This is a genomic window from Sphaerospermopsis reniformis (genome assembly GCF_005402885.1).
GTDB lineage: Bacteria > Cyanobacteriota > Cyanobacteriia > Cyanobacteriales > Nostocaceae > Sphaerospermopsis > Sphaerospermopsis kisseleviana.
The window spans coordinates 25,304-45,617 of record NZ_BJCE01000008.1 but is presented as its reverse complement, the minus strand read 5'-3'; the positions used below and the strand labels follow the sequence as shown (position 1 = coordinate 45,617).

Annotated in this window: 14 protein-coding genes and 1 pseudogene; 5 read left to right on the top strand and 10 right to left on the bottom strand. The window is 39.4% G+C overall.

Annotation, left to right across the window (positions count from 1 at the left end; translation table 11 throughout):
• Window positions 1-551: 551 nt before the first annotated feature.
• From FFR48_RS02355 to FFR48_RS02345, 4 genes and pseudogenes are all read right to left on the bottom strand, one after another.
• Window positions 552-2,468: a DUF4114 domain-containing protein gene (locus FFR48_RS02355; RefSeq protein WP_236103973.1), complete on the bottom strand. Its 1,917-nt coding sequence runs from the start codon at window positions 2,466-2,468 to the stop codon at window positions 552-554.
• 120 nt (window positions 2,469-2,588) lie between these two features.
• Window positions 2,589-2,876, bottom strand: a pseudogene (locus FFR48_RS30485) (SBBP repeat-containing protein); the annotation flags it as partial.
• Between the two features lie 52 nt (window positions 2,877-2,928).
• Complete coding sequence (locus FFR48_RS02350) at window positions 2,929-3,552, bottom strand: hypothetical protein (protein WP_096572181.1); 624 nt, start codon at window positions 3,550-3,552, stop codon at window positions 2,929-2,931.
• A 28-nt stretch (window positions 3,553-3,580) separates the two neighbouring features.
• Window positions 3,581-4,066 (bottom strand): hypothetical protein, encoded by a 486-nt coding sequence (locus tag FFR48_RS02345; protein ID WP_137666239.1) that lies wholly within the window; start codon window positions 4,064-4,066, stop codon window positions 3,581-3,583.
• A 555-nt stretch (window positions 4,067-4,621) separates the two neighbouring features.
• Here FFR48_RS02345 and FFR48_RS29960 point away from each other — a divergent pair.
• Together FFR48_RS29960 and thrB are read left to right on the top strand one after the other, a co-directional pair.
• Window positions 4,622-4,744 (top strand): hypothetical protein, encoded by a 123-nt coding sequence (locus FFR48_RS29960; RefSeq protein WP_255427246.1) that lies wholly within the window; start codon window positions 4,622-4,624, stop codon window positions 4,742-4,744.
• A 174-nt stretch (window positions 4,745-4,918) separates the two neighbouring features.
• A complete protein-coding gene (gene thrB / locus FFR48_RS02335) occupies window positions 4,919-5,830 on the top strand; it encodes a homoserine kinase (protein ID WP_137666238.1) in 912 nt (303 codons plus the stop codon).
• A 109-nt stretch (window positions 5,831-5,939) separates the two neighbouring features.
• Here thrB and FFR48_RS02330 read toward each other — a convergent pair whose 3' ends face one another.
• Window positions 5,940-7,091 carry an extracellular solute-binding protein gene (locus FFR48_RS02330; protein WP_137666237.1) on the bottom strand — a complete coding sequence of 384 codons (1,152 nt, stop codon included), beginning with the start codon at window positions 7,089-7,091 and terminating at the stop codon, window positions 5,940-5,942.
• Window positions 7,092-7,544: 453 nt separating this feature from the next.
• Here FFR48_RS02330 and FFR48_RS02325 point away from each other — a divergent pair, with 453 nt between their 5' ends.
• A complete protein-coding gene (locus FFR48_RS02325; protein ID WP_096572176.1) occupies window positions 7,545-7,919 on the top strand; it encodes a hypothetical protein in 375 nt (124 codons plus the stop codon).
• Here FFR48_RS02325 and cobT read toward each other — a convergent pair.
• From cobT to FFR48_RS02310, 3 genes are all read right to left on the bottom strand, one after another.
• Window positions 7,896-9,020 carry a nicotinate mononucleotide-dependent phosphoribosyltransferase CobT gene (gene cobT, locus FFR48_RS02320; RefSeq protein ID WP_137666236.1) on the bottom strand — a complete coding sequence of 375 codons (1,125 nt, stop codon included), beginning with the start codon at window positions 9,018-9,020 and terminating at the stop codon, window positions 7,896-7,898. The genes FFR48_RS02325 and cobT overlap by 24 nt on opposite strands.
• A gap of 111 nt (window positions 9,021-9,131) precedes the next feature.
• Window positions 9,132-9,866, bottom strand: a complete 735-nt coding sequence (locus FFR48_RS02315; RefSeq protein WP_137666235.1) for a DUF2232 domain-containing protein — start codon at window positions 9,864-9,866, stop codon at window positions 9,132-9,134.
• A gap of 140 nt (window positions 9,867-10,006) precedes the next feature.
• Window positions 10,007-10,705 (bottom strand): Crp/Fnr family transcriptional regulator, encoded by a 699-nt coding sequence (locus FFR48_RS02310; RefSeq protein WP_137666234.1) that lies wholly within the window; start codon window positions 10,703-10,705, stop codon window positions 10,007-10,009.
• A gap of 413 nt (window positions 10,706-11,118) precedes the next feature.
• Here FFR48_RS02310 and FFR48_RS02305 point away from each other — a divergent pair, with 413 nt between their 5' ends.
• Window positions 11,119-15,534, top strand: a complete 4,416-nt coding sequence (locus FFR48_RS02305; RefSeq protein WP_137666233.1) for a hypothetical protein — start codon at window positions 11,119-11,121, stop codon at window positions 15,532-15,534.
• A 462-nt stretch (window positions 15,535-15,996) separates the two neighbouring features.
• Here FFR48_RS02305 and FFR48_RS02300 read toward each other — a convergent pair whose 3' ends face one another.
• Window positions 15,997-16,830 (bottom strand): carbohydrate ABC transporter permease, encoded by an 834-nt coding sequence (locus FFR48_RS02300; RefSeq protein ID WP_137666232.1) that lies wholly within the window; start codon window positions 16,828-16,830, stop codon window positions 15,997-15,999.
• 381 nt (window positions 16,831-17,211) lie between these two features.
• Here FFR48_RS02300 and FFR48_RS02295 point away from each other — a divergent pair, with 381 nt between their 5' ends.
• A complete protein-coding gene (locus FFR48_RS02295) occupies window positions 17,212-18,864 on the top strand; it encodes a metallophosphoesterase family protein (protein WP_137666231.1) in 1,653 nt (550 codons plus the stop codon).
• A 100-nt stretch (window positions 18,865-18,964) separates the two neighbouring features.
• Here FFR48_RS02295 and mdh read toward each other — a convergent pair whose 3' ends face one another.
• Window positions 18,965-19,948 (bottom strand): malate dehydrogenase, encoded by a 984-nt coding sequence (gene mdh / locus FFR48_RS02290; protein ID WP_137666230.1) that lies wholly within the window; start codon window positions 19,946-19,948, stop codon window positions 18,965-18,967.
• Window positions 19,949-20,314: the final 366 nt, after the last annotated feature.

The following is a 20,314-nucleotide window of genomic DNA, read 5'->3' as shown; positions in this document are numbered from 1 at the left end:
TCGCTCTCTTGATATCTAGTCAAAAACATTGATAAAAGAAAGAGTAATCTTAAATTTGATTACCCCTTTTTTATATCAATTTTGATATCTAGGAAAGCAATTTGTGAGTGTTTTTCTGTGAAATGTGGGTTACGAATTAACTGCCGCCACCACCACTACTTTCACTAATTACTGGAATTACTTCTTCATACTCGTTATGGTATGAGCAGTTTGTACAGTGGTGGGTTACTCTTTTATTTCCTGTACTGCTAGTCGTTGCAGCAACTAATATTGTAGAATTCCTGTTTAGCGTAAATTTTTCACATTCAGGACATTTTCGATTATTGATTGCTGAAAAGAGGTGTTTGTGCGGCAGCATGATTGAGAGAAAGTGCAATAGTGAAAAATAGAGCAACGCAAAATAGAGACAATCTTCGGATAAGTTTAGTCCACATAATTTAACCTATTGAATGTAGTTCAAGAATTATTGATGAAGCGGAAATTTCACAAATCTCCGCACAATAATTAAAAGCTTCTCTATTACTCAAAGTCATAGTATTGAGAGCCAGAAATCAGTTGAACTTGACGCTAACGATGATATCATTGAAATCTTTATCACCACCATTGGGCAAGTCCTCAAATCCGAAGACATTGTTGCCTAACATCCGCACATGGTCTACTTTGTCCGAATTTGCACCAATATACGGGAAGTAAATGGCGGGGTTATTATTGGGGTTGCTATCAAGAAGTTGGTCTGGTGTGCCATTGACAATGAGAAATGGCGCAAATATTGAGCCACCCTCAAACTGACCCGTAAAGCTTGCTTGACCTTGATTGCCCACACTCAGGTTAATACCACCGACACGGTTCTTTACCGCAGCTTCTCCATAACCTGTTTGTCCGGGTAGCAAATCCCCTATACCGTCACCGTTGATATCAATACTACCGTTGGCATCAGCTACACGAAAGAACCCAACAAAGTTGTTATATGCTGCCTCACGGTTAACCGTAAATGTTGCCGTTTGCGTATCTGTTAGCCCACGTAAGTCAAGTACCTCACCTTCCTGCTGGTCTTGTAGATTAGTACCTATAGGTTTATCAGCTTCTGTTCCTAGTTGCATTTGCAACACTGCATCATTGAACTGACCACTCCCAGGACTATCCTCAAAACGCAGGTCAAAGGTGCTGTTACCTACGTCAGAAACTTGCAAGGAGGCAGGAGAGGATAGCAACAATTGTGACAGTGGTACTGTACCATTCCTTAAACCATCGAGAGTGCCGTTTTGTACTAATAGGAGGCGGAAGCGAATACCAGCATCGAGGTCTAGAGTCCGGGTGAGGTTAGTATCAAATCCGTTGGGCGAATTTCCTAAAGTTGAGAAAATACTGCGAGAACGTGACAGCACCGCTTGAGTGTAATTAGAATCGTTGGGCGCAATACCGTCTATAGTTCCTTGATCATCGTCTACAGTAAATAGTCCAATTTCGTTGACAACACTAGGACTAGCACTTTTGAGGAGAAACTGTATAGGGGTTGCAGCACCGTTAAGATTGAATACGCTGTCAGTATTATTAGGTATTAGAGTGATTTGTGTTTCCCCTACTTCATCCCCAAGCTTGACAATAAAGGCATCTATGCTGCCAGCACTGGTGAGGCTGGTATTACCAAAGGTAGCAGTATCCGAGAAGCCTCCTGTGGCGTAAATGTTGCCCTTCCCGTCAGTGGTGATGCCAATACCGAGGTCGAGCGATGTACTGCCAAATTTCTGAGCCGATAGGACATTACCATTGCTGTCGAGCTTGGCGATGAAAGCGTCAGAATCACCTGTACTGCTGAGGGTAGTGCTACCAAAGGTGGCAGTACCACTGAAGTTTCCTGAGACGTAAATGTTCCCTACTTTGTCTGCGACAATACCATAGCCTTCGTCAATCTCAATACCACCCAAGTTCTTTGCCCAGAGGGTGTTGCCATTATTGTCAAGTTTGGCAACAAAGGCATCAGTATTGCCAGCACTGCTGAAGGTGGTACTACCAAATGTGGCACTATCAGAGAAGTATCCTGTGAAATAAGCATTGCCAGTCTCATCAACAATGATGCCTCTGCCTCTGTCATCCGATGTACCGCCCAAGTTCCTTGCCCACAGGAATTTGCCACTGCGATCAAGCTTGGTGATAAAAGCATCATTGTTGCCTGCACTAGTAAGAGTGATGTTGTCAAATGTGACAGTGCCACTGAAAAATCCTGAGACATAAGTGTTACCATCCTGATCGTTAATAACACTAGAGCCAGAATCAAGTGAGCTACCACCTAAGTTTTTCGTCCACAAAATATTGCCATTGGTATCCAACTTGCGAATGAAGGTATCACTCGTACTAAGAGAAGTAGAATTATTAATGTCCGAATTAGCGTTTAATGTTCCTGTGGCGTAAATATTTCCATTAGCATCAGTATTAATACCAAGTCCAATATCAGATGACGTGCCACCCAATTTTTGTGCCCATAGGAAATTGCCACTGCTATCAAGCTTAGTAATGAAGACATCTTCATTACCTGTGCTGGTAAGGGTAGTGCTGCCAAAAGTGGCTGTAACTGAGAAATATCCTGTGACGTAACTATTACCAGCCCCATCAACAGTGATGCCAAAGCCAAAATCACTCAATGTGCCGCCCAATTTCTTTGCCCACAGGACGTTTTTATTGCTGTCTAATTTGGCGACGAAGGCATCACTATAACCAAAACCCGTACTGGTGAGGGTGGTATTACTAAAGGTGGCAGTATCGTTAAATGCTCCCGTGACATAAGTGTTACCTGAAGTGTCGGCGGCGATGCTAAAACCAGTATCAGGTAATGTGCCGCCAAATTGTTGCGTCCACAGGACGTTGTTAATGTTGCTCATGATAGATATGTATCAGTTGCTAGTAAATTTCTTTTGCCGTTAATTTTTCGGATCAAAGTTTAGTTTGTGGAGTTTCTGCTTGACGACCAGTGATTTTTTCTAACTGCGATCGCATTTCTCTACCAGTTTCTCGCTCGATAAATACCCTTAAGGAGTTCACACTTTTTTCCTGGCTGGTGTCTTGGGGAGTAGTTGATGTATAATCAAACTCAATTTCTGATACCTTTTTGTTGGGAGTGAGTAGCAAACCAGCAACTCCAAATAGGATCGTGTTGACTATCTTCGCGCCTGTGTTGCCTTTTTCATCTTCACGATATTGAATTCTACCCACGCTAGTCGGGGTAATCTGTACGGTACGAGTAGATTTTTTATCGTTAATAATTTCCAGTTCTTTGCCAGTTTCTTGGTAAATGGTAATGCCTGTACCATTGACAGTAATCTTACAAAGTCCTCGGCTTTCTACCTCATTATTTTTAAATATGCAATCACCTATTTTGCCGGCTCGATCATCCAAGGCTATAGGCGTTTCATAACCTTGACATTGGGAATTGAGGGGAAAGCGAGAACATAGCTGGTATAGCTTTCTTGCATCCAACCCATGAGCAGTGGGTACAAATACTGCCTCAACTAGCAGCAAGGGAATAAATACAATCCCTAAGAATTTACTTTTTTGCATAATTTTTCTGTGTTCTATTTGGAATTGTTTACAATCTGTCTTTGCTACCCAGATTTTTTTCTTCGGTGTCTGCAATATTGAGAATTTCTATGATGTCTTTAGGCGCCAAATCCGGATCTTTGTTTAGAGGTATAATCTTGTAGTAAAAAGTGGCATACATTCCTTGTTTAGAAACTGTATCCCAACCGCTTGATATGTCATTAACTTTGCTTTGCAATTGCTTGGTTTTTTCCGAATCTGGAGGTGTTTTAGCGATTCGAGAAAAAGACATTACGAGAATAAAATCATTGTTACCAATTTTTCCAACTTCTGGCACGATAAATCCATTTTGAGTCCGATTACCGTCAACTCCAGCTAATATTGCAATAGTCCCATCTTTTTGGACTTCATAATTCATCCCTAAGCGATCCAAGAAGGCTGTAACCGGGGAAGGTTTGGTTTGAGCAAATGCCTGAGTTGATAACGAACCCATAATTGTAACCGTAGCAACAGCGGTTGAGATAAAGTGCTTCATGGTCTTTTCCGTCGTCTTTGAGGAATATACTTAATATCACTGATGTCTATTAACTATTTCTAGTTCAGTTTCGGTTCACTATAATACTGATCTAAAATTGAGCTTGACAGATTTAGCACAAGCCCCTAATAATCTCTCATGCCTAGTCTCAAACTCTCAGTTACCGGACTGCACATCATCAAACAAGCTCGGAAAGAAAAGGATGGACGATTGATAATCCTTGTTGGTTAGAAACTGCGAGTCAAATTCTCGAACCCGGACGGAACTGGGAAAATGCGGAAGTTTTTGCAAATGGTGTATCTTTACCCACCTGGAAACATTTTCTGAAAGGTGATGCCATTGATGCCTCAGTATTCAAAGCGTTTTGTCAAATTTTGGGGCTAAATTGGCAAGGCTTACTGGCACGTTCTGTGGATTTTTCTGGATATAGTACATCCCAAATTCCTAATATTCCCTTGTTCTTTGGCTATCCATTATAAACATCTTTCTTAACAATCTTAAAACCTATACTTGGTAAAGGTTTCAAGACTTTTGAATTTACCTGATCTTGACAAAATGCACCTCATCTTTATTGATAAAAACCTCATTTTATTGAGAATCAGCAACGGAGGATTAAGGGTTGGGGGTCTGCAAGCGATCGCTCTCATGAATGTTAAGAAAGATGTGGGTAATGGATAGCTTTTTAAGGGGGATTTAGGGGGATCTACAAGTGTTTTATGCAACACGACAAAGTTTTCAGACATCCTCTGAGTTTGTGTTTAGCCCAAGCAATCGCTGTCTAAAATGTCAGTTTTAGTGTTAAATTATTCCTTTCCATGAGATGCTATTTTATTGATTAGTAAATATCGGCAAATGTCTACTATTTCTACTGTTACTGTTAAAGTCCCTGCTACTACTGCTAATTTAGGTCCTGGTTTTGACTGCATCGGTGCGGCTTTGCAACTGCACAATGAATTTAAGTTTACTCGCAATGATAGCGGTTTGGTGATTCAGGTTTCTGGGACGGAAGCGGATAAGGTGCAAACTGATGAAAGTAATCTGCTTTATCAGGCTTTTGTCAAGTTATATGAATATATCCAGGAAACACCGCCTTCTGTGAAAATTGAGATTAAGTTGGGTGTACCCTTAGCCAGAGGTTTGGGAAGTTCTGCTACTGCTATTGTGGGTGGTTTGGTTGCTGGTAATGCGTTAGCGGGTTCGCCTTTGTCTGATATGCAGGTAATGGAATTGGCGATCTCAATGGAAGGACATCCTGATAATGTTGTTCCTGCTTTTTTGGGTGGATGTCGTTTAGCGGCCACTGGTTTGAATGGTTGGAAAATTTGTGATCTGACTTGGCACAAAGATATTATACCTGTGGTGGCAATTCCTGATTTTGAGTTATCAACTTCGGAAGCACGTAAGGTTTTACCTACGGAAATAAGTCGGGCTGATGCGATTTTTAATGCTGCTCATTTGGGTTTGTTGTTGCGGGCTTTGGCAACGAGTCGGGAAGAATGGCTAAAAGCTGCTTTGCAAGATAAATTACATCAACCCTATCGTAAGGCTTTGATTCCTGGTTATGATGATGTAGAAACTTCTGCTTTAGCTGCTGGTGCTTATGGGATGGTTATTAGTGGTGCAGGACCTACGCTTTTAGCTTTGACTGATAATTTACATACACAAGCTGTAGTAACTGCGATGGCTAATGCTTGGAAGCAAGAGGGAATTACTTCTCATGTGCGATCGCTCCCCATTGATGTGCAAGGGGCAGTTATTTTGTAAGCGGTGATTTTTTGACACTCTGCGTCCTAAAGGAGCGCAGATTCTTAGTTCAACGAGTCCACTTAGATTAGATCCCTTGCGGTGTCTAACAAGCGAGGTGGTTCTCTCCCTAGCCTGTATTTTTCATTTTCTTAAATAAAGATTCATATTGCTGTGTTGCTGCTGCTGATAATGGGAGAATAAATTCGCTTTTCTCCAACAATTCCTGATTAGTTAATAATAGGTTTTGTAATGGTTGGGAAATATCAGAGGCAGCAATATTTGTGGTAATAGGCGTGTTGGTTTTAGTCAATATAGTAATTTCCTTAGCTATATTTGGTTGCCAACAAAAATTAATCCATTCGGATGATAAATTGCTTTGCTCAACTCCTGCTGGTTTTACCCATAAGTCTGCCCAAATTGCTGTTCCTGATTGGGGAATTATAGCATTAAGTTTAGGATAACGACTGAGTAGAGGTATAACATCATTTGACCAACCCACAGCTAACCAAGTATCTCCCATAATTAGCGGTTCTAGGTATGTAGTGGAATCATAGAATTTAACTTGTTGATTTAATGTTTTTAATTCTGTTTCTAAATCGGAAATTTCTGCAAGATTTTCTGTATTATAGGATTTTCCGAGTTTCTTTAAAACTAACCCAATTACTTCTCTAGGATGGTTGAGTAGGGAAATGCGCGATCGCAACTCACTGCGCCATAAATCACTCCAATCTTGTGGTTGCCAATCAAATTGTTGCAACTTTTCCCGATTATAAACAATTACTGTATTACCCCAGCGATAAGGTGCAGCCCAAACCTTACCTTGTGGATCTATATTTCCTTGATCATCCCTTTTTACCGGTTGTTGCCATTTTGGATTTAAAGTTGACCATTGTTTAATTTTTTCTGTTTCCAATGGTTGAATTAATTTCTGTTCAATAGCTGCTTTTAGCCAATAATCTCCTAATGTTACTAAGTCAGATTTAGTAACTTTTTGATTTTGCCTAAATGGAATCAAACGACTCCATCCTTCTTTGTTATTAGCGTCTGGTTGTTGCCAAGTTTGTAACTGTTTAAATAAATCATAAATTTGATTAACAGGGACAAACTTGAAATTTACCTCTGACTGTACAGTTTTGCGAAATTGATTAACAACGTGTCCAGGTATAGAACCTTTTAAAACCTGTACTTTGAACTGTGACTCATTTTCGCGGTTACACCCAATTAACATTTGGGAAACTATCATACCGCTTGTACCTAGTAAAAAAAACCGTCGATCCATTTATTTTCAACTTTAGGGCTATCAACATAATCTTAACCATAGGAGCAAAATTTGCTAAGAAAATAACAATATCTCACTCCTGTATCTTTAGAAACCGATGACAACAAATTGTAACTGATTATTAGCAGGACTTACGCAAAATAGAACGAAAGTAGGGGTAATTCATGAATTACCCCTAGACAAGAATCAGCTTTTTAGTACAATCTTGCGTATAGCAATATTCACATCTTGTAACTTTCCCATCAGTGTTGGTGAGCAATGCCCCCTAATACTTCAATTTATTAATAAATATTTGAGTGATATGGATAGATTTTATTGATGTACATATATAATTAATAATCTCTTTCACAACCTACCAAGAAAAATATCAAAGATTAAATAAATCATAAGTATTTTTAACATTGCCAGTAAATTGAATAACATAGAAACACTATTTGGGAATAAAGGTATTAAATGGACTCACTGCAAACACAGATACTGACTTTGAGCCAGAAAGTAGATGCTCTATACCAGGTGATTGAAAACCTTGACAGGAAACTGTCTCAGGGTTTGACTGATTGCTTTTTAGAGCAAAAACAGCCAAAAGATAATTATCTAGAAAATCATGAAGTTGAAATGTTCAACTTCAAACCACAGATTACTTTCAATTCTAATTTGGAACATAAGGATGTGTTAATAGATGGCATTTATCCAGATATGAATATGCAAGCTGGAGATAGGCAAATAACACCAGAAATTCAAATCCAACGACTAACAGCACAATTAACAGCGGCATATAATCGTATTGCTGCTTTAGAAGAACAATTAATGCGACAACGAATTTATTAATTGTGTCATTTGGGCTTCAATGGCTGTTAAAAGTTGTTCTTGCAGCCAATTTTGACTGAGATAGGCCGCTAGACACGCTGCTCCAGCACCAACACCTTCTTTGACAAAACCCTGCTCATAAGCTTGGAGTTGGGGATAACGAGAATTAGCAAAACTTAATTGTGTAGCTAGTAGGGGAGGAGTGATTTTACCCCAACTAAAGTTGTTTTTACCCAAGCTGAGGGCTAAGTCAACTGTAGCCCCGGTAGTGTCTTCTGCTACCCAACGGGTTGTACCGACGATAATAGCTTCTGGTTGCCAAGATAAAGAGTAAGCTTGAGCGATCGCTTGCAGTAAAGCATAAACAGCCAGCATTTGTGTACCACCAGCCAGCAAAACCCCACAACGCCGACTAGCAGCGATCGCCATCCCAGCTACCACTACTTGCATGGGATCACCTACTGCTGCTACAAGTTCCAGAGGATCTGTAAAATTGTGTCGGTTTTCCAAACCTGCTTGTACTACAGCCCACTTTTGTGCATGATTACAAACAGGATGACTACTATTAACTTTTCCAGCCGCATCAATACCTAAACCAGTTAAAATTGCCAAAGCAGTTGTAGTACCACCCACAACACACTCACTTAAAATTAGATATCCCTGAGAGTGTTTAGCACCGAGTTGATCACCCCAAAGTAAACCTTGTTCCAGCAAATGTTTAACTGTGGCTATTTCCATAGCTGCACCTGTGCTTAAACACCTAGCAGTCGTGCCTCCCAAATCAATTAATGGTACAGCCGGAATCAAAGGTAAACCCGCATTAAACAAATAAACTGGTATTTTTAGTTCTTCCACCACAGCACGAGAAATTAGCACCGGGGAAGCGCCAGCAGTCAAAGGTGGTAAGGGATATTGAGGCTGATGTGCTGCACCATAATACAAAAATTCCGCATCAGCACAAGCAGTATATTTTCTATCCTCTGGAGTCAAACCAGCAGCAGAAATACCAGGAATCAAACAAGTTTCTGTAAAACCTAAAACACAGGCAAAAATAGGTAAACTACCATAATAACGTTTGAGCCATGCTTCACCCTGTTCAATTTGGGTATAAATTTTAATCATTGTTATTAGTCATAGGGGATAGGGAATAGGGAATGGGGAATAGGGAATGGGGAATGGGGAATGGGTAATATTATTCCCAATCACCAATCACCAATCACCAATCACCAATCACTAACCTTCATAATCCAACAAGATTTGTACCCAACGTGGGGGACGGGGGATAGGATTTCCCAGACGATCCAAAAGTAACCATGCTGCCAGATGTACCACAAACAAATAAATCAAGTTGTTGAATGCAATCAAAAGCATCCCCCCCACCTGAACAACAAACACATTAGGAGTTGCTAATATTTGCAGTTTCAGGAATATCCATTCAATAATTTCTGTCACCTGGTTAATCACATAAACCCACAAATCTTCACCAGATAAAACCGACAGTAACCACAGACGGAAAAACACACCCAAAGTACCCAGGAGCATACCTAAAGTAATTGACACAATCCAAGGTACACGACGATGCCAAGTTGCCCCTAAAAGTACACCCATCAAACCAAAAGGCATCACGAATAACATACTGCGAACAGGTCCCATCAGCACCGCCAACAGTAAACCAGATGTTACCGCAGCCATCCAGGCAGCACGTTTACCCCAGCGCAAATAAACTAAAGCAATGGGTAAAGGGAAAAACATCCGTAAAACCGGACCCAAAGGAAAATAAAAATTAATAAACCAAATTAAACTAGCTGTACTGGCTAAAAATGCCGTTTCCACCATCCTCAAAGGAGCATCAACTTTAAGTTGGGGACGCTTTAAGTGTTGGTGTATATCTGGCTGATTACCAGGGTTTGATGATTCAGGTGATGAATCTTCTCCCGGTTCATCTGGCATAGAATCTAAAATACCCATATCATGTTTGTTTTAACACCTATCATATCTGTTTTGCTTGGTGATTGGTGATTGGTGATTAGTGATTGGGAATAATATTACCCATTCCCCATTCCCCATTCCCCATTCCCCATTCCCTATTCCCTATTCCCTATTCCCTATTAAATGATCATTTTTTCCAAAGCTACTAGATCGGGGATACACATTACATCTTGTTCCCGGATAATCAAGCCTTTTTTTTCTAACCTTGTCAGTACGCGTGTAACTGTTTCCCGTGCCAGTCCACTCAAACTGCTCAATTCTCGATGGGGTAAATTAGGAATTTCTGTACCTGTTTCTCCTATCTTACCCTGTCCCTCTGCTAAAAATAGCAAAGTATCTGCTACCCGTGATTGACTATCTGATTCTCGCAGACGCAAACGACGATTTACTTGTCTTAATCGTCGCGCCATTAATTGGGATAATCTCATTCCCGCTAAAGGTTCTGTTTGCAACAATTTGACAAAATCTTGAGCAGGCATACTGCCTATCATGGTTGGGGTAAGAGTTATGACATCAGTGGAACGGGGAACTTCATCTAGTGCCGCCATTTCTCCAAATAATTCCCCATGCCCAATAATGTTTAGTGTTACCTCTTTTCCTTCTAAATTGTATGTACGGATTTTTACCCATCCCTCTAAAATAAAATATACTGAACCACCCCAGTCATTTTCTAGCAGGATCACTTGGTTGGCTGGGTGGGTACGGGTAACAAGATTGGTGAGGGCTGTTTCTACAATAGATTCAGGCAACCCTTGAAAAAAGGGTGCTGAAGTGATCAAGTTTTGAGCGGATGTCTGCAAGCTATATCGGTCTTCCATTAGGACATATTTATTTAAGCTGCTATGAACAGAACAAGTAAGATCGGTGTTTTTAGCCTTACCTATCAAATTATTACAGCCGCTTTCAAAGAGGAGACTAAACTATGTTACACAAGAAAACGACAAATAATTTTTTCTCAACAATTTTTACTTTCCCTTAGTATTTGCTGATTAAATACACCAGGCTTAACCCCCCTGTCACCAATACCACGAATTTGATTTTACCTTAACCTAACGCAAAATTTGGCAAACTACCTAAAAACAAAGCTAATCATCTAGATCAAGTTGCATCTCTGAGTGATTCATAACATAATTGCCGTCAGAAGTACGAGCAATAAATTTGGTTACTCAGTGCTTTCGTAAACTTAATTACCATAAACATCACAGTACATTTCTAGCTAAGGTAATTTAACGTGACTTCCCGTAAAGATGAAATTCACAAACTGATTGCAGATATTGACAACTTGCTTGCCAATAGTGGTAATCCCCTATCAAAACTGCTGTCTGGTCAGGGACAAGAAGAGAGAGATGTTTTACAGCGAGTGCGTGAGTTTCTTGTCAAACTCAATGAAAGTGAGACACCAGAAGAAACTCCTGTGGAGCAATCACAGACACAACCACTGTCATCTTTGTTGGCGCGATATGTGGAGCAGGAGCATAACCAAGCTGGATCAAAGTCTTATCAATCCCAACAGCCACAGGCTAATTTTACCGCAGAACAATTAAAAGATGAAATTTCGGTTGTGCTTCAACCTTTGCAGGCAGAATTATCAAGTCTGTTGCAAGAAAGAGCTTCTCTTGTCCAGGAAATTAGACAGCTAGAGCAAAAGCGACTGCAAAACTATTCCTTAACACAGCAGTTAGCCACCCAAGAGCAGATAATTAGCGAATTTTTACAAGTGCTAATCAGTCGTTTAGTGCCAAATTTAATTCCATATTTAACAAGAAATGCAGCTAATTCTTCTAGTTTGACTACAGGTGAAACTAAGCAAGAAGTCAGCAACTCTGCTATTCAACCTGTTGTGGAATCCGTCGAAGGGTTAGAAAGGTTAGCTAGTTTGGCGAAGGAGTTGGATCAACGTTTACTATCACTAGATGGAACTGTTAACGTTATCTTTGAGGCATTAGAGCGTAACATTAACACTTATTATCAGTCTTTATCCCAAGCACTGGCAAGAATGCACAGTCAGGGGTTGCAAGGTGAACAGTTGATGGCAAATTTTCTGAATAATTTGCATCAGACTTTACAAATACAATCTCCAGATGCTCCACCTTTAACCTTTGGATTAGATTCTGCAACAGAAGTACAACCTGTTTCTTCTGTTGCTGAGGAATTAATTCAGGATACTGTGACTGCGGACACTCAAGAACCTGAGATTGTGGAAAATCTGGAAGCAGTGCTTTCACAACTGACTGCACAACCAGCACCAGTTTCAGCAGTTGATAGTTTTATTAGGTCTAATATTAGTTCTGATGAAACTCCATCAGAGAATGGGGAGGAATTAATTCAGGATACTGTGACTGCGGACACTCAAGAACCTGAGATTGTGGAGAATTTGGAGGCAGTGCTTTCACAATTGACTGCACAACCAGCACCAGTTTCAGCAGTTGATAGTTTTATTAGTTCTAATATTAGTTCTGATGAAACTCCATCAGAGAATGGGGAGGAATTAATTCAGGATACTGTGACTGCGGACATTCAAGAACCTGAGATTGTGGAGAATTTGGAGGCAGTGCTGTTACAACTGAGGTCAGATGAGATTTCAAGTTCAGTTGCTGCTTCTTTTACCACCCCTGATGAAACTCAGTCAGAGAGTATTGATGAAGTAGATGAACTTTATGCGAGTTTGTTTGGTGGTGCAGATAGGATTAAATCAACAGAATCGACTACAGAATCTACTGCTGTGCCAGTGGTGACAAGTGAGGTAGATAACACTGCTGAGATTAGTGAAAGTATGTCAGCATCACTAATTATTCCAGAAGCACAAGAAGAAGCACAAGAGCTTAATGTGCAGGTGTCGTCAGAGAGTGTAGAGCAAGAGGATTTAAATATTTTTGAGCAGAGTAACAATTTTCCACCTGAAAATGCGGCTATGGTTGTAGAAACCACAGAGCCAGCATCATCTGATTTATGGGAAAAATCCTTGTTGCCAGAGGATACGCAATCACAAGCTGAATTTGCCAGCACTTCTACATTACTGAACTTTCATCCAGATAGTAGTGATACAATCACAGTCCTGACGGACTTGTTAGTTGATGTCTTCGGTGAAGAACAAGTTACAGAAGCTTTAGCTGTTGATGATCATCCAGACACGACAGAACTAGAGACTCCCATAGTTAGCTCTGCTGTAGAGGAATCGACAGAGACACAAAATTTAGCATCTGCTTACATTCTGGCTTCACCACAGGAAAATTTACTATCTATAGATAACACGGATACAGAGACGCAAGGTATACCGAATATTGTTTTAGATGAAGCGCAGTTGCAACAATTGGATCGAGATTTAACCAATTTTGATTGGCGGTTAAATTCTGAATCGCAACAGACAACGAATGTAGAAAGTTTGCAGGATTCGGTATCTGAAGGTCAGAATATTCTCCGGGATATCCTGGATACAGGAATGCAGTTGATGGAATCTCCTAGCAGCACAGCAACAGAAAATATCCCATTAGCTGCTGTTTCTAATGTGAATAGTCCGCAAAGTCCGCAAACTGAAAAAAAAAAGGAAGTCACAAATTCTTCACCAGAAGTTGCTTTGCTTGGCGATAACAAGTTAAGTGATAATTCTGTGTTGAGAGTCAACGACCCAAACTTTGTTTGGTATTTAGGAATTGATTTGGGTACAACTGGGATTTCCGCGGCGTTGTTGAATCGTTCGCAGTTGGTTGTGTATCCGATCTACTGGTCAACAGAAAATCCATTAGGTAATACTGCTTTTGAGCAATCTTTTCGTTTACCGGCAGAAGTTTATTTACCTACGGCTTCCATACCTCATTCAGACGCAGAAAGCAGAGAAAGTAGAGAAAATAGAGAAAATAGAGAAAATAGAGAAAATAGAGAGCAGACAACACCTGCGGCAGTGGCACAGGATCAAACTCACTCCACAACAGCACCGAAACAAAATCTTTACTCTGCTCATTTAAAGCCTTTTTTAGACATAGGGATTCCCTATAGAACTACGCAGCAAAAATGGGAACCTGTATTGCAGTTAAATGAATTTTCCGCAGGTCCTTTGATTTGGGTGGTGCGATCGCTCTCGAAGTTACTGTTAACTCTCAAGTCGGATCAAACTAGTACAACTCCGGCTTTAATTGCTCATGCTGTGGGCATAGATCCTCAAGTTTTCTCTGCGATTATGAATAATATTACCGGTGTTGTTTGTAGTTGTCCTTCTAGTTGGTCTGAACAATATCGTTTTAATGTGCGGGAAGCAATACTGGCTAGTCAGCTTGTTTCCCATCCCCAAGAGATATTTTTTGTGGAGGAGGCGATCGCTAGTTTGCTGCCAGAACTTAATCCTAGCAATTCTCCTTCAGTACAGTTGCATGATAATCAAGGTTTGCGTCCTTTAAAAACCAGTGAAAATTTCCATGGGGGTACAACCCTGGCTCTAAATATTGGTGCTACTGCTACAGAGATGGCATTGGTTGATTTACCGGCAGATTTGAGCCAATTAACATACAGAGATTTTATGCTTCACAGTTTTGCCTATGCTGGTAAGGCTATGGAGCAGGATATTATTTGTCAGTTGCTACTACCACCAAAATCTCGCCAACCCCGTGGGAGGTCAAAAGCTAACAGTAGCATTTCTAGTAGTAATCCTTGGCATTGGCAACCCTCAATTCCTGGTTTAGACCAGATACAATGGTCTAGTTTGAGTTTGGAAGCGTTAGAACTACCACGAGTTGGAGAACCGGATCTACTTTCCCGCATCCGCTTCCAGCAAAAGTTAGAAAGTTCTTTGTTGGGACAAGGATTGTTAGATGCTGCTCTGGCTCTGAAGCTGATTTTGCAACATCAAGAATCTTTCACTCTGGAGTTAGCAGATCAGTGCTGGATATTGCAGCGACGAGATTTGGAAACTCAGGTTTTTGTCCCCTACATACGTCGTCTCAACCGGGAACTGAATAAATTATTAGTAGCTCGTGGTATTCCTACGGAAGCTGTTGATCAGACAATTATTTCTGGTGGGGTGGCTGCTATTGCTACAGTCAACCGTTGGTTAAGACAAAAACTTCCCAATGCCAAAATTATTCAGGATTTATATCTGGGTGAAAATGGCGCTCCTAAATGTAGTCGGGTGGCTTATGGGTTGGCTACCTTACCTCTACATCCCCAGGTTTTAGAAGTACCTAAACAACAGTATACAGATTACTTCTTGTTTTCGGAATTGCTGAAAATTTTACCGCATAGCTCAGGTGGTGAAACTATGCGTTCTCTATCTTTTGGTGAAATTCTGCAATTGTTTGAGAATCGTGGCATCAATACCCGCATTTGTCAACAGCGTTTGCTGGCTTTTTTGGAAGGTGAACTACCTGCTGGTTTAATACCTACTGCTGCTGAAATCTTACCAGAACCAGATGATAAACTTCTTTCAGGGCAAACATCTTTAAATTCTCTGTGGTTAGCAAAAACTTCTCAGGAAAATCCTGATTATCAGGCGATCGCCTCTGCACCATTGTTTCAAAAACAAGGAAATCTCACATATCGTCCCAATTCTCAACAACTTCTATTGTTGCGTCGTTATCTGGATGCTATCAAAGCTAGTTCTTTACAATCACTAGAAGAACCTTTAGCGGTTAACTTGATCTCAACTGTTAGCCAATAAATAGGGGTTGCTGAGAAAGTCTTTTCGTGGAGAAAGGGAACAGGGAGGAAAATTTTAGATTTTAGATTTTAGATTTTAGATTTTAGATTTTAGATTGGAGATAACAAAAACAATCCAAAATCCTTGCATCCAAAATCCAAAATTAATAACTCCTGACTCCTGTAAGGGCGTTCGCGAAGCGTGCTGGAAGCATCAGCATTCGGGCGATAAATTATCAATTTTCTGAAAAGGTTATTTTCCTGTAAGGGCGAAGCATTCGGGCGATAAATTATCAATTTTGATCACAGGTTATTTTCCGAATGCTTCGCCCCTACTTCGCCCCTACGACTCCTGAATTTTTACACTTTGACTTTTGAATTGCAATTATCTAGGACTTACGCAAGATATGACTAAAAACCTTATTCTTGCGTAGGGGTAATTCATGAATTACCCCTACTTTCGTTCCCTTTTGCGTAAGTCCTGTTATCCTTTAACACTGCTACCTGTATCTGTGGGGACAATAAACCTTTGTAAAAAGAGAAATAACAGCAAAACTGGAGCAATTGAAATTACAGATCCAGCTGCTACTAATCGCCAATCTAAAGAAAATGTACCTGCTAATTTAGCCACTCCCAAGGGTAAAGTATATAAACTCTCATCTTGGATAACAATTAACGGCCATAAAAAGTCACTCCAAGCACCAATAAATACAAAAATAGCCAGAGTTATTAGTGCTGGTTGAATAGCGGGTAACATCACAAACCACCATAATCCTAACTCAGAACTACCATCCATGCGGGCGGCTTCTTCTATTTCTTTAGGCACTCCCATAAAAGCTTGTCTTAATAAAAAAATGCCAAAAGCAGAAGCTAAACTGGGAAAAATCATTCCTAAATAACTATTTGTTAACCCTAACTGCACCGTCAAAATATATAAGGGAATCATGACTATTTGAAAGGGAATCATAATTGTAGAAACAATCGCAATAAAAATTCCATTCCGTCCTAAAAATGATAATCTGGCTAAAGGATAAGCGGCTAAAGAACAAAACATTAAATTCAAAATTACAGTCAATACAGACACCAAAATACTATTATATAAATATTGCCCAAAAGGTAAAGATTGCCAAACACGAGAGAAATTATTTAAAGTCGGTTGAATGGGTAATAACTGGGGTGGAGACTGTAAAAGATTTTCGGTGGGTGATTTTAAGGCTGTACTAATGAGCCATAATAAGGGAAACAGGGTGAGGAGTGCGATCGCTGTCAATAATCCGTATATGATGAAGATTTGTCGGTTTGATTTTTGGATGTTCATATTTTTGTCTCACTCAAAGACGCAAAGTAATAAGAATTAAGTACCTGGGCAAAATTAATTTAACATTTTTGGAACAAACAAAAATCCCTGTATTCCTTATCTGTTACCTCTTACCTGTTACCTGTTACCTGTTCCCTGTTCCCTGTTACCTGTTCCCTCTCCCAAATATAAAATTTATTTTGCACGACTACTTATCTGTTATGCTGCTTTTGATATTGATTAAACTAACCGCAAAGTACGCAAAGTACACAAAAGAAGAAAAGAAGTCTTCTTTCCGTTTGAAGGTAGGAGTTCAGTTTTTGGAATAAGCACATGAAGAATACCCTAAATATTGTACTTTTTCTGGTAATATGTTGTGTAAGTTATTTGGGATAAGCAACTATGATATCACCACCACAACTATTAACAGATCCATTTTTACAACTACCAACAGAAAATTCTGTGCGTGTAGTTTGGTTTACTGAGTTTGCCGGTGATAAACATTTGGTTGTTTACGGTGATAAATTTGATAGAAATTCAATTGCAAAAACTACTAAACTTAGTCGTGTTCGGGAAGATCAAGAGTCAAGAGTAGCAGATCAAAAGGCAAATGGGCAAGTTTATCAACAACCTGTAAAAAGAGATATTTGGCGACATGAAGCTGAAGTTACTGGTTTAACTCCTAATCTGCGAGTTCCCTATTTTGTCACCAGTATACGAGAAGATGGGAAAAAGGTTAATAGTGAGGTTTTTACTCTTGCACCTACTCCAAAACCCGGTACACCGTTAAAAGTTCTCCTCACATCTGATCATCAATTAAAACCAATGACAGCAGCAAATTTACAAAAAGTTGTGGAAACTGTGGGGAGAGTTGACGGTGTATGGTTTGCTGGAGATTTAATTAATGTTCCAGATCGTGCTTCTGAATGGTTTGATGATAATCGCGGAAATGCTTTATTTTCAGGTTTACAAGGTCGTGGTAATTATACAATGGAATCTAATGATGGTGTCAAGGTTACTTACACTGGTGGGAAAATTATTCAAAATGCCCCTATGTTTCCTTGTATTGGTAATCATGAAGTCATGGGAAGATATCAGAGAAAAAAGAGTTTAAATGATGAATTTAATGATACTGTTCCCCGTGAAGTAGCTGAAAATTTGTATGGTCAAAAATCTTTAATAGATAATTCTTTTAATACTATCACTTACGAGGAAATTTTTACTTTACCTGAAACTAAATCAGGAGGAAAAACCTATTACGCTGTGACTTTTGGTAATGTCCGTTTGGTGGTTTTGTATATTACTAATATGTGGCGACATCCTCAATTAAATTCAGAGAGAAAAGGTAGATATATAGAACCAGAAACAGATTTGAATAATCCTGAAAATTGGGGTTATGGACAGTTAATTTTTGAACCTAGTTTTAAAGGAAGTGATCAATATAATTGGTTGCAGGAAGAATTAAAAAGTCCTGAATTTCAACAGGCAAAATATAAGGTGGTTATGTTCCATCATCCTCCTCATACGTTGGGTGATAATATTGTTCCAGCTTACACTAATCCTTTACAGATTATTGAAAAAGATCAAACAGGAAATATTAAATCTGTAAATTACGAATATCCCAAAAATGCAGATTACATTATTCGTGATGTGATTCCTTTATTAGAAGCTGCTAAAGTGCAGTTAGTATTTTATGGACATTCCCATTTATGGAATAGGTTTGTTAGTTCTAGTGGAATGCACTTTTTAGAAACTTCTAATGTTGGTAATTCCTATGGTGCTGCTTGGGGTGAAAGAAAGCGATATATTCCTGTAAATTATTCAGAAGATAATTATACTAGAATTGGTGATCCTAATGGTTTAGAACCAGTTATACCAACGATTTCTTCATTATTAGGAGAAGATGGTCAACCTTTACCTTATATTGCTAGTAATGAGATTACAGTTTTCAGCATTTTCGACACGGGAACAGGTACTATTAGTAGTTATCGCTTTAATACCAAAAAACCTGATTCGCAAGTTGTAAAATTTGATCAATTTGTGATTGGTAATTGATAATAGTTGATAGTTGATAGGGAAACATCAAATTTATTACCCAGTCACCAGTCACCAGTCACCAGTCACCAGTCACTAGTCACCAATCACCAGTCACCAATCACCAGTCACCTATATTAGATAAAATTTCTTGCGCTCTTTTGATATTATTACTTACAGAATTAGCTGAAGTTTGTAAAGCTGCTTTTTCTGTATCGTTGAGAGTCAATTCTAAAATACTCTCGACTCCACCACATCCTAAACGACAAGGAACACCAATCACTACATCATTTAAACCATATTCACCTTGTAAATAAGCTGCAACTGGTAATAAGCGAGACTGATTTAATAAAATAGATTCTACCATCAAAGAAGTGGCAGAAGCAGGAGCAAAAAACGCGCCGCCTGTGTGCATTAATTCCACAATTTCTGCGCCGCCATTGCGTGTTCTTTGTACTAACTGTTCAATTTTTTCTGCATCTAATAATTCTGTAATCGGAATACCATTAACAGTAGCATAACGGGCTAAAGGAACCATTAAATCACCGTGACTTCCTAAAACCATTGCTTTGACATCCGCAGGTAAAACCCCTAATTCTAAAGCAATGAAAGTTTCAAATCTTGCTGAGTCTAAAACTCCAGCCATTCCCATGATTTGATTTCTGGGTAAACCTGTAACTTGCCAAGTTAAATAAGTCATCACATCTAAAGGATTTGTGACGACAATAAAAATAGCATGGGGAGAATGGGCGATCGCATTTTTTGCCGCTTCAACCACAATTTTGGCATTGATTTTTAGCAAATCATCCCTACTCATTCCCGGTTTGCGGGGAAAACCAGCGGTAATGACAACAATATTAGAATTAGCCGTATCTGCATAATTATTAGTACCGCTAATTTGCCGATTATGTAATTCTAATCCCCTCGCTTCTAACAAATCTAAAGCTAAACCTTGGGGCATTCCTTCGACAATATCTAACAATACTACATCGGCCAAATTTTTCTCAGCGATGCGTTGGGCTAAAGTGCTACCAACTCTACCCGCACCCACAATAGTTACACGGGGAGATTTACAGGAAACAGGGGAAGAAGGTAAATCAGACATAAGAAATATTTTCTTGACAATTGCAATTCCTGACTAATAGTAGAGTCAATACTTTTCGGTTAAGCCCAAAAAATAAAATTCTGTAGGTTGGGTTGAGGAACGAAACCCAACATTTATAGACATTTCTTGGGTTTTACTTTGTTCAACCCAACCTACAAAAATCCTTAACCGAACAGTATTGATAGTAGAGTAGATTAGTAGATATTGATATCCACTGAAGTTAGAAATTTAATTTCTAATTTAATTTGGAGCATCCCAATTTGGAAAAAAATCACCGCAGCAAAACCAAAAAATCTCTTAAATTCTTTTACCTTTGTGTCCTTTGCGCCCTTTGCGGTTCAATCATATCCAGTTCCTTGGATTATT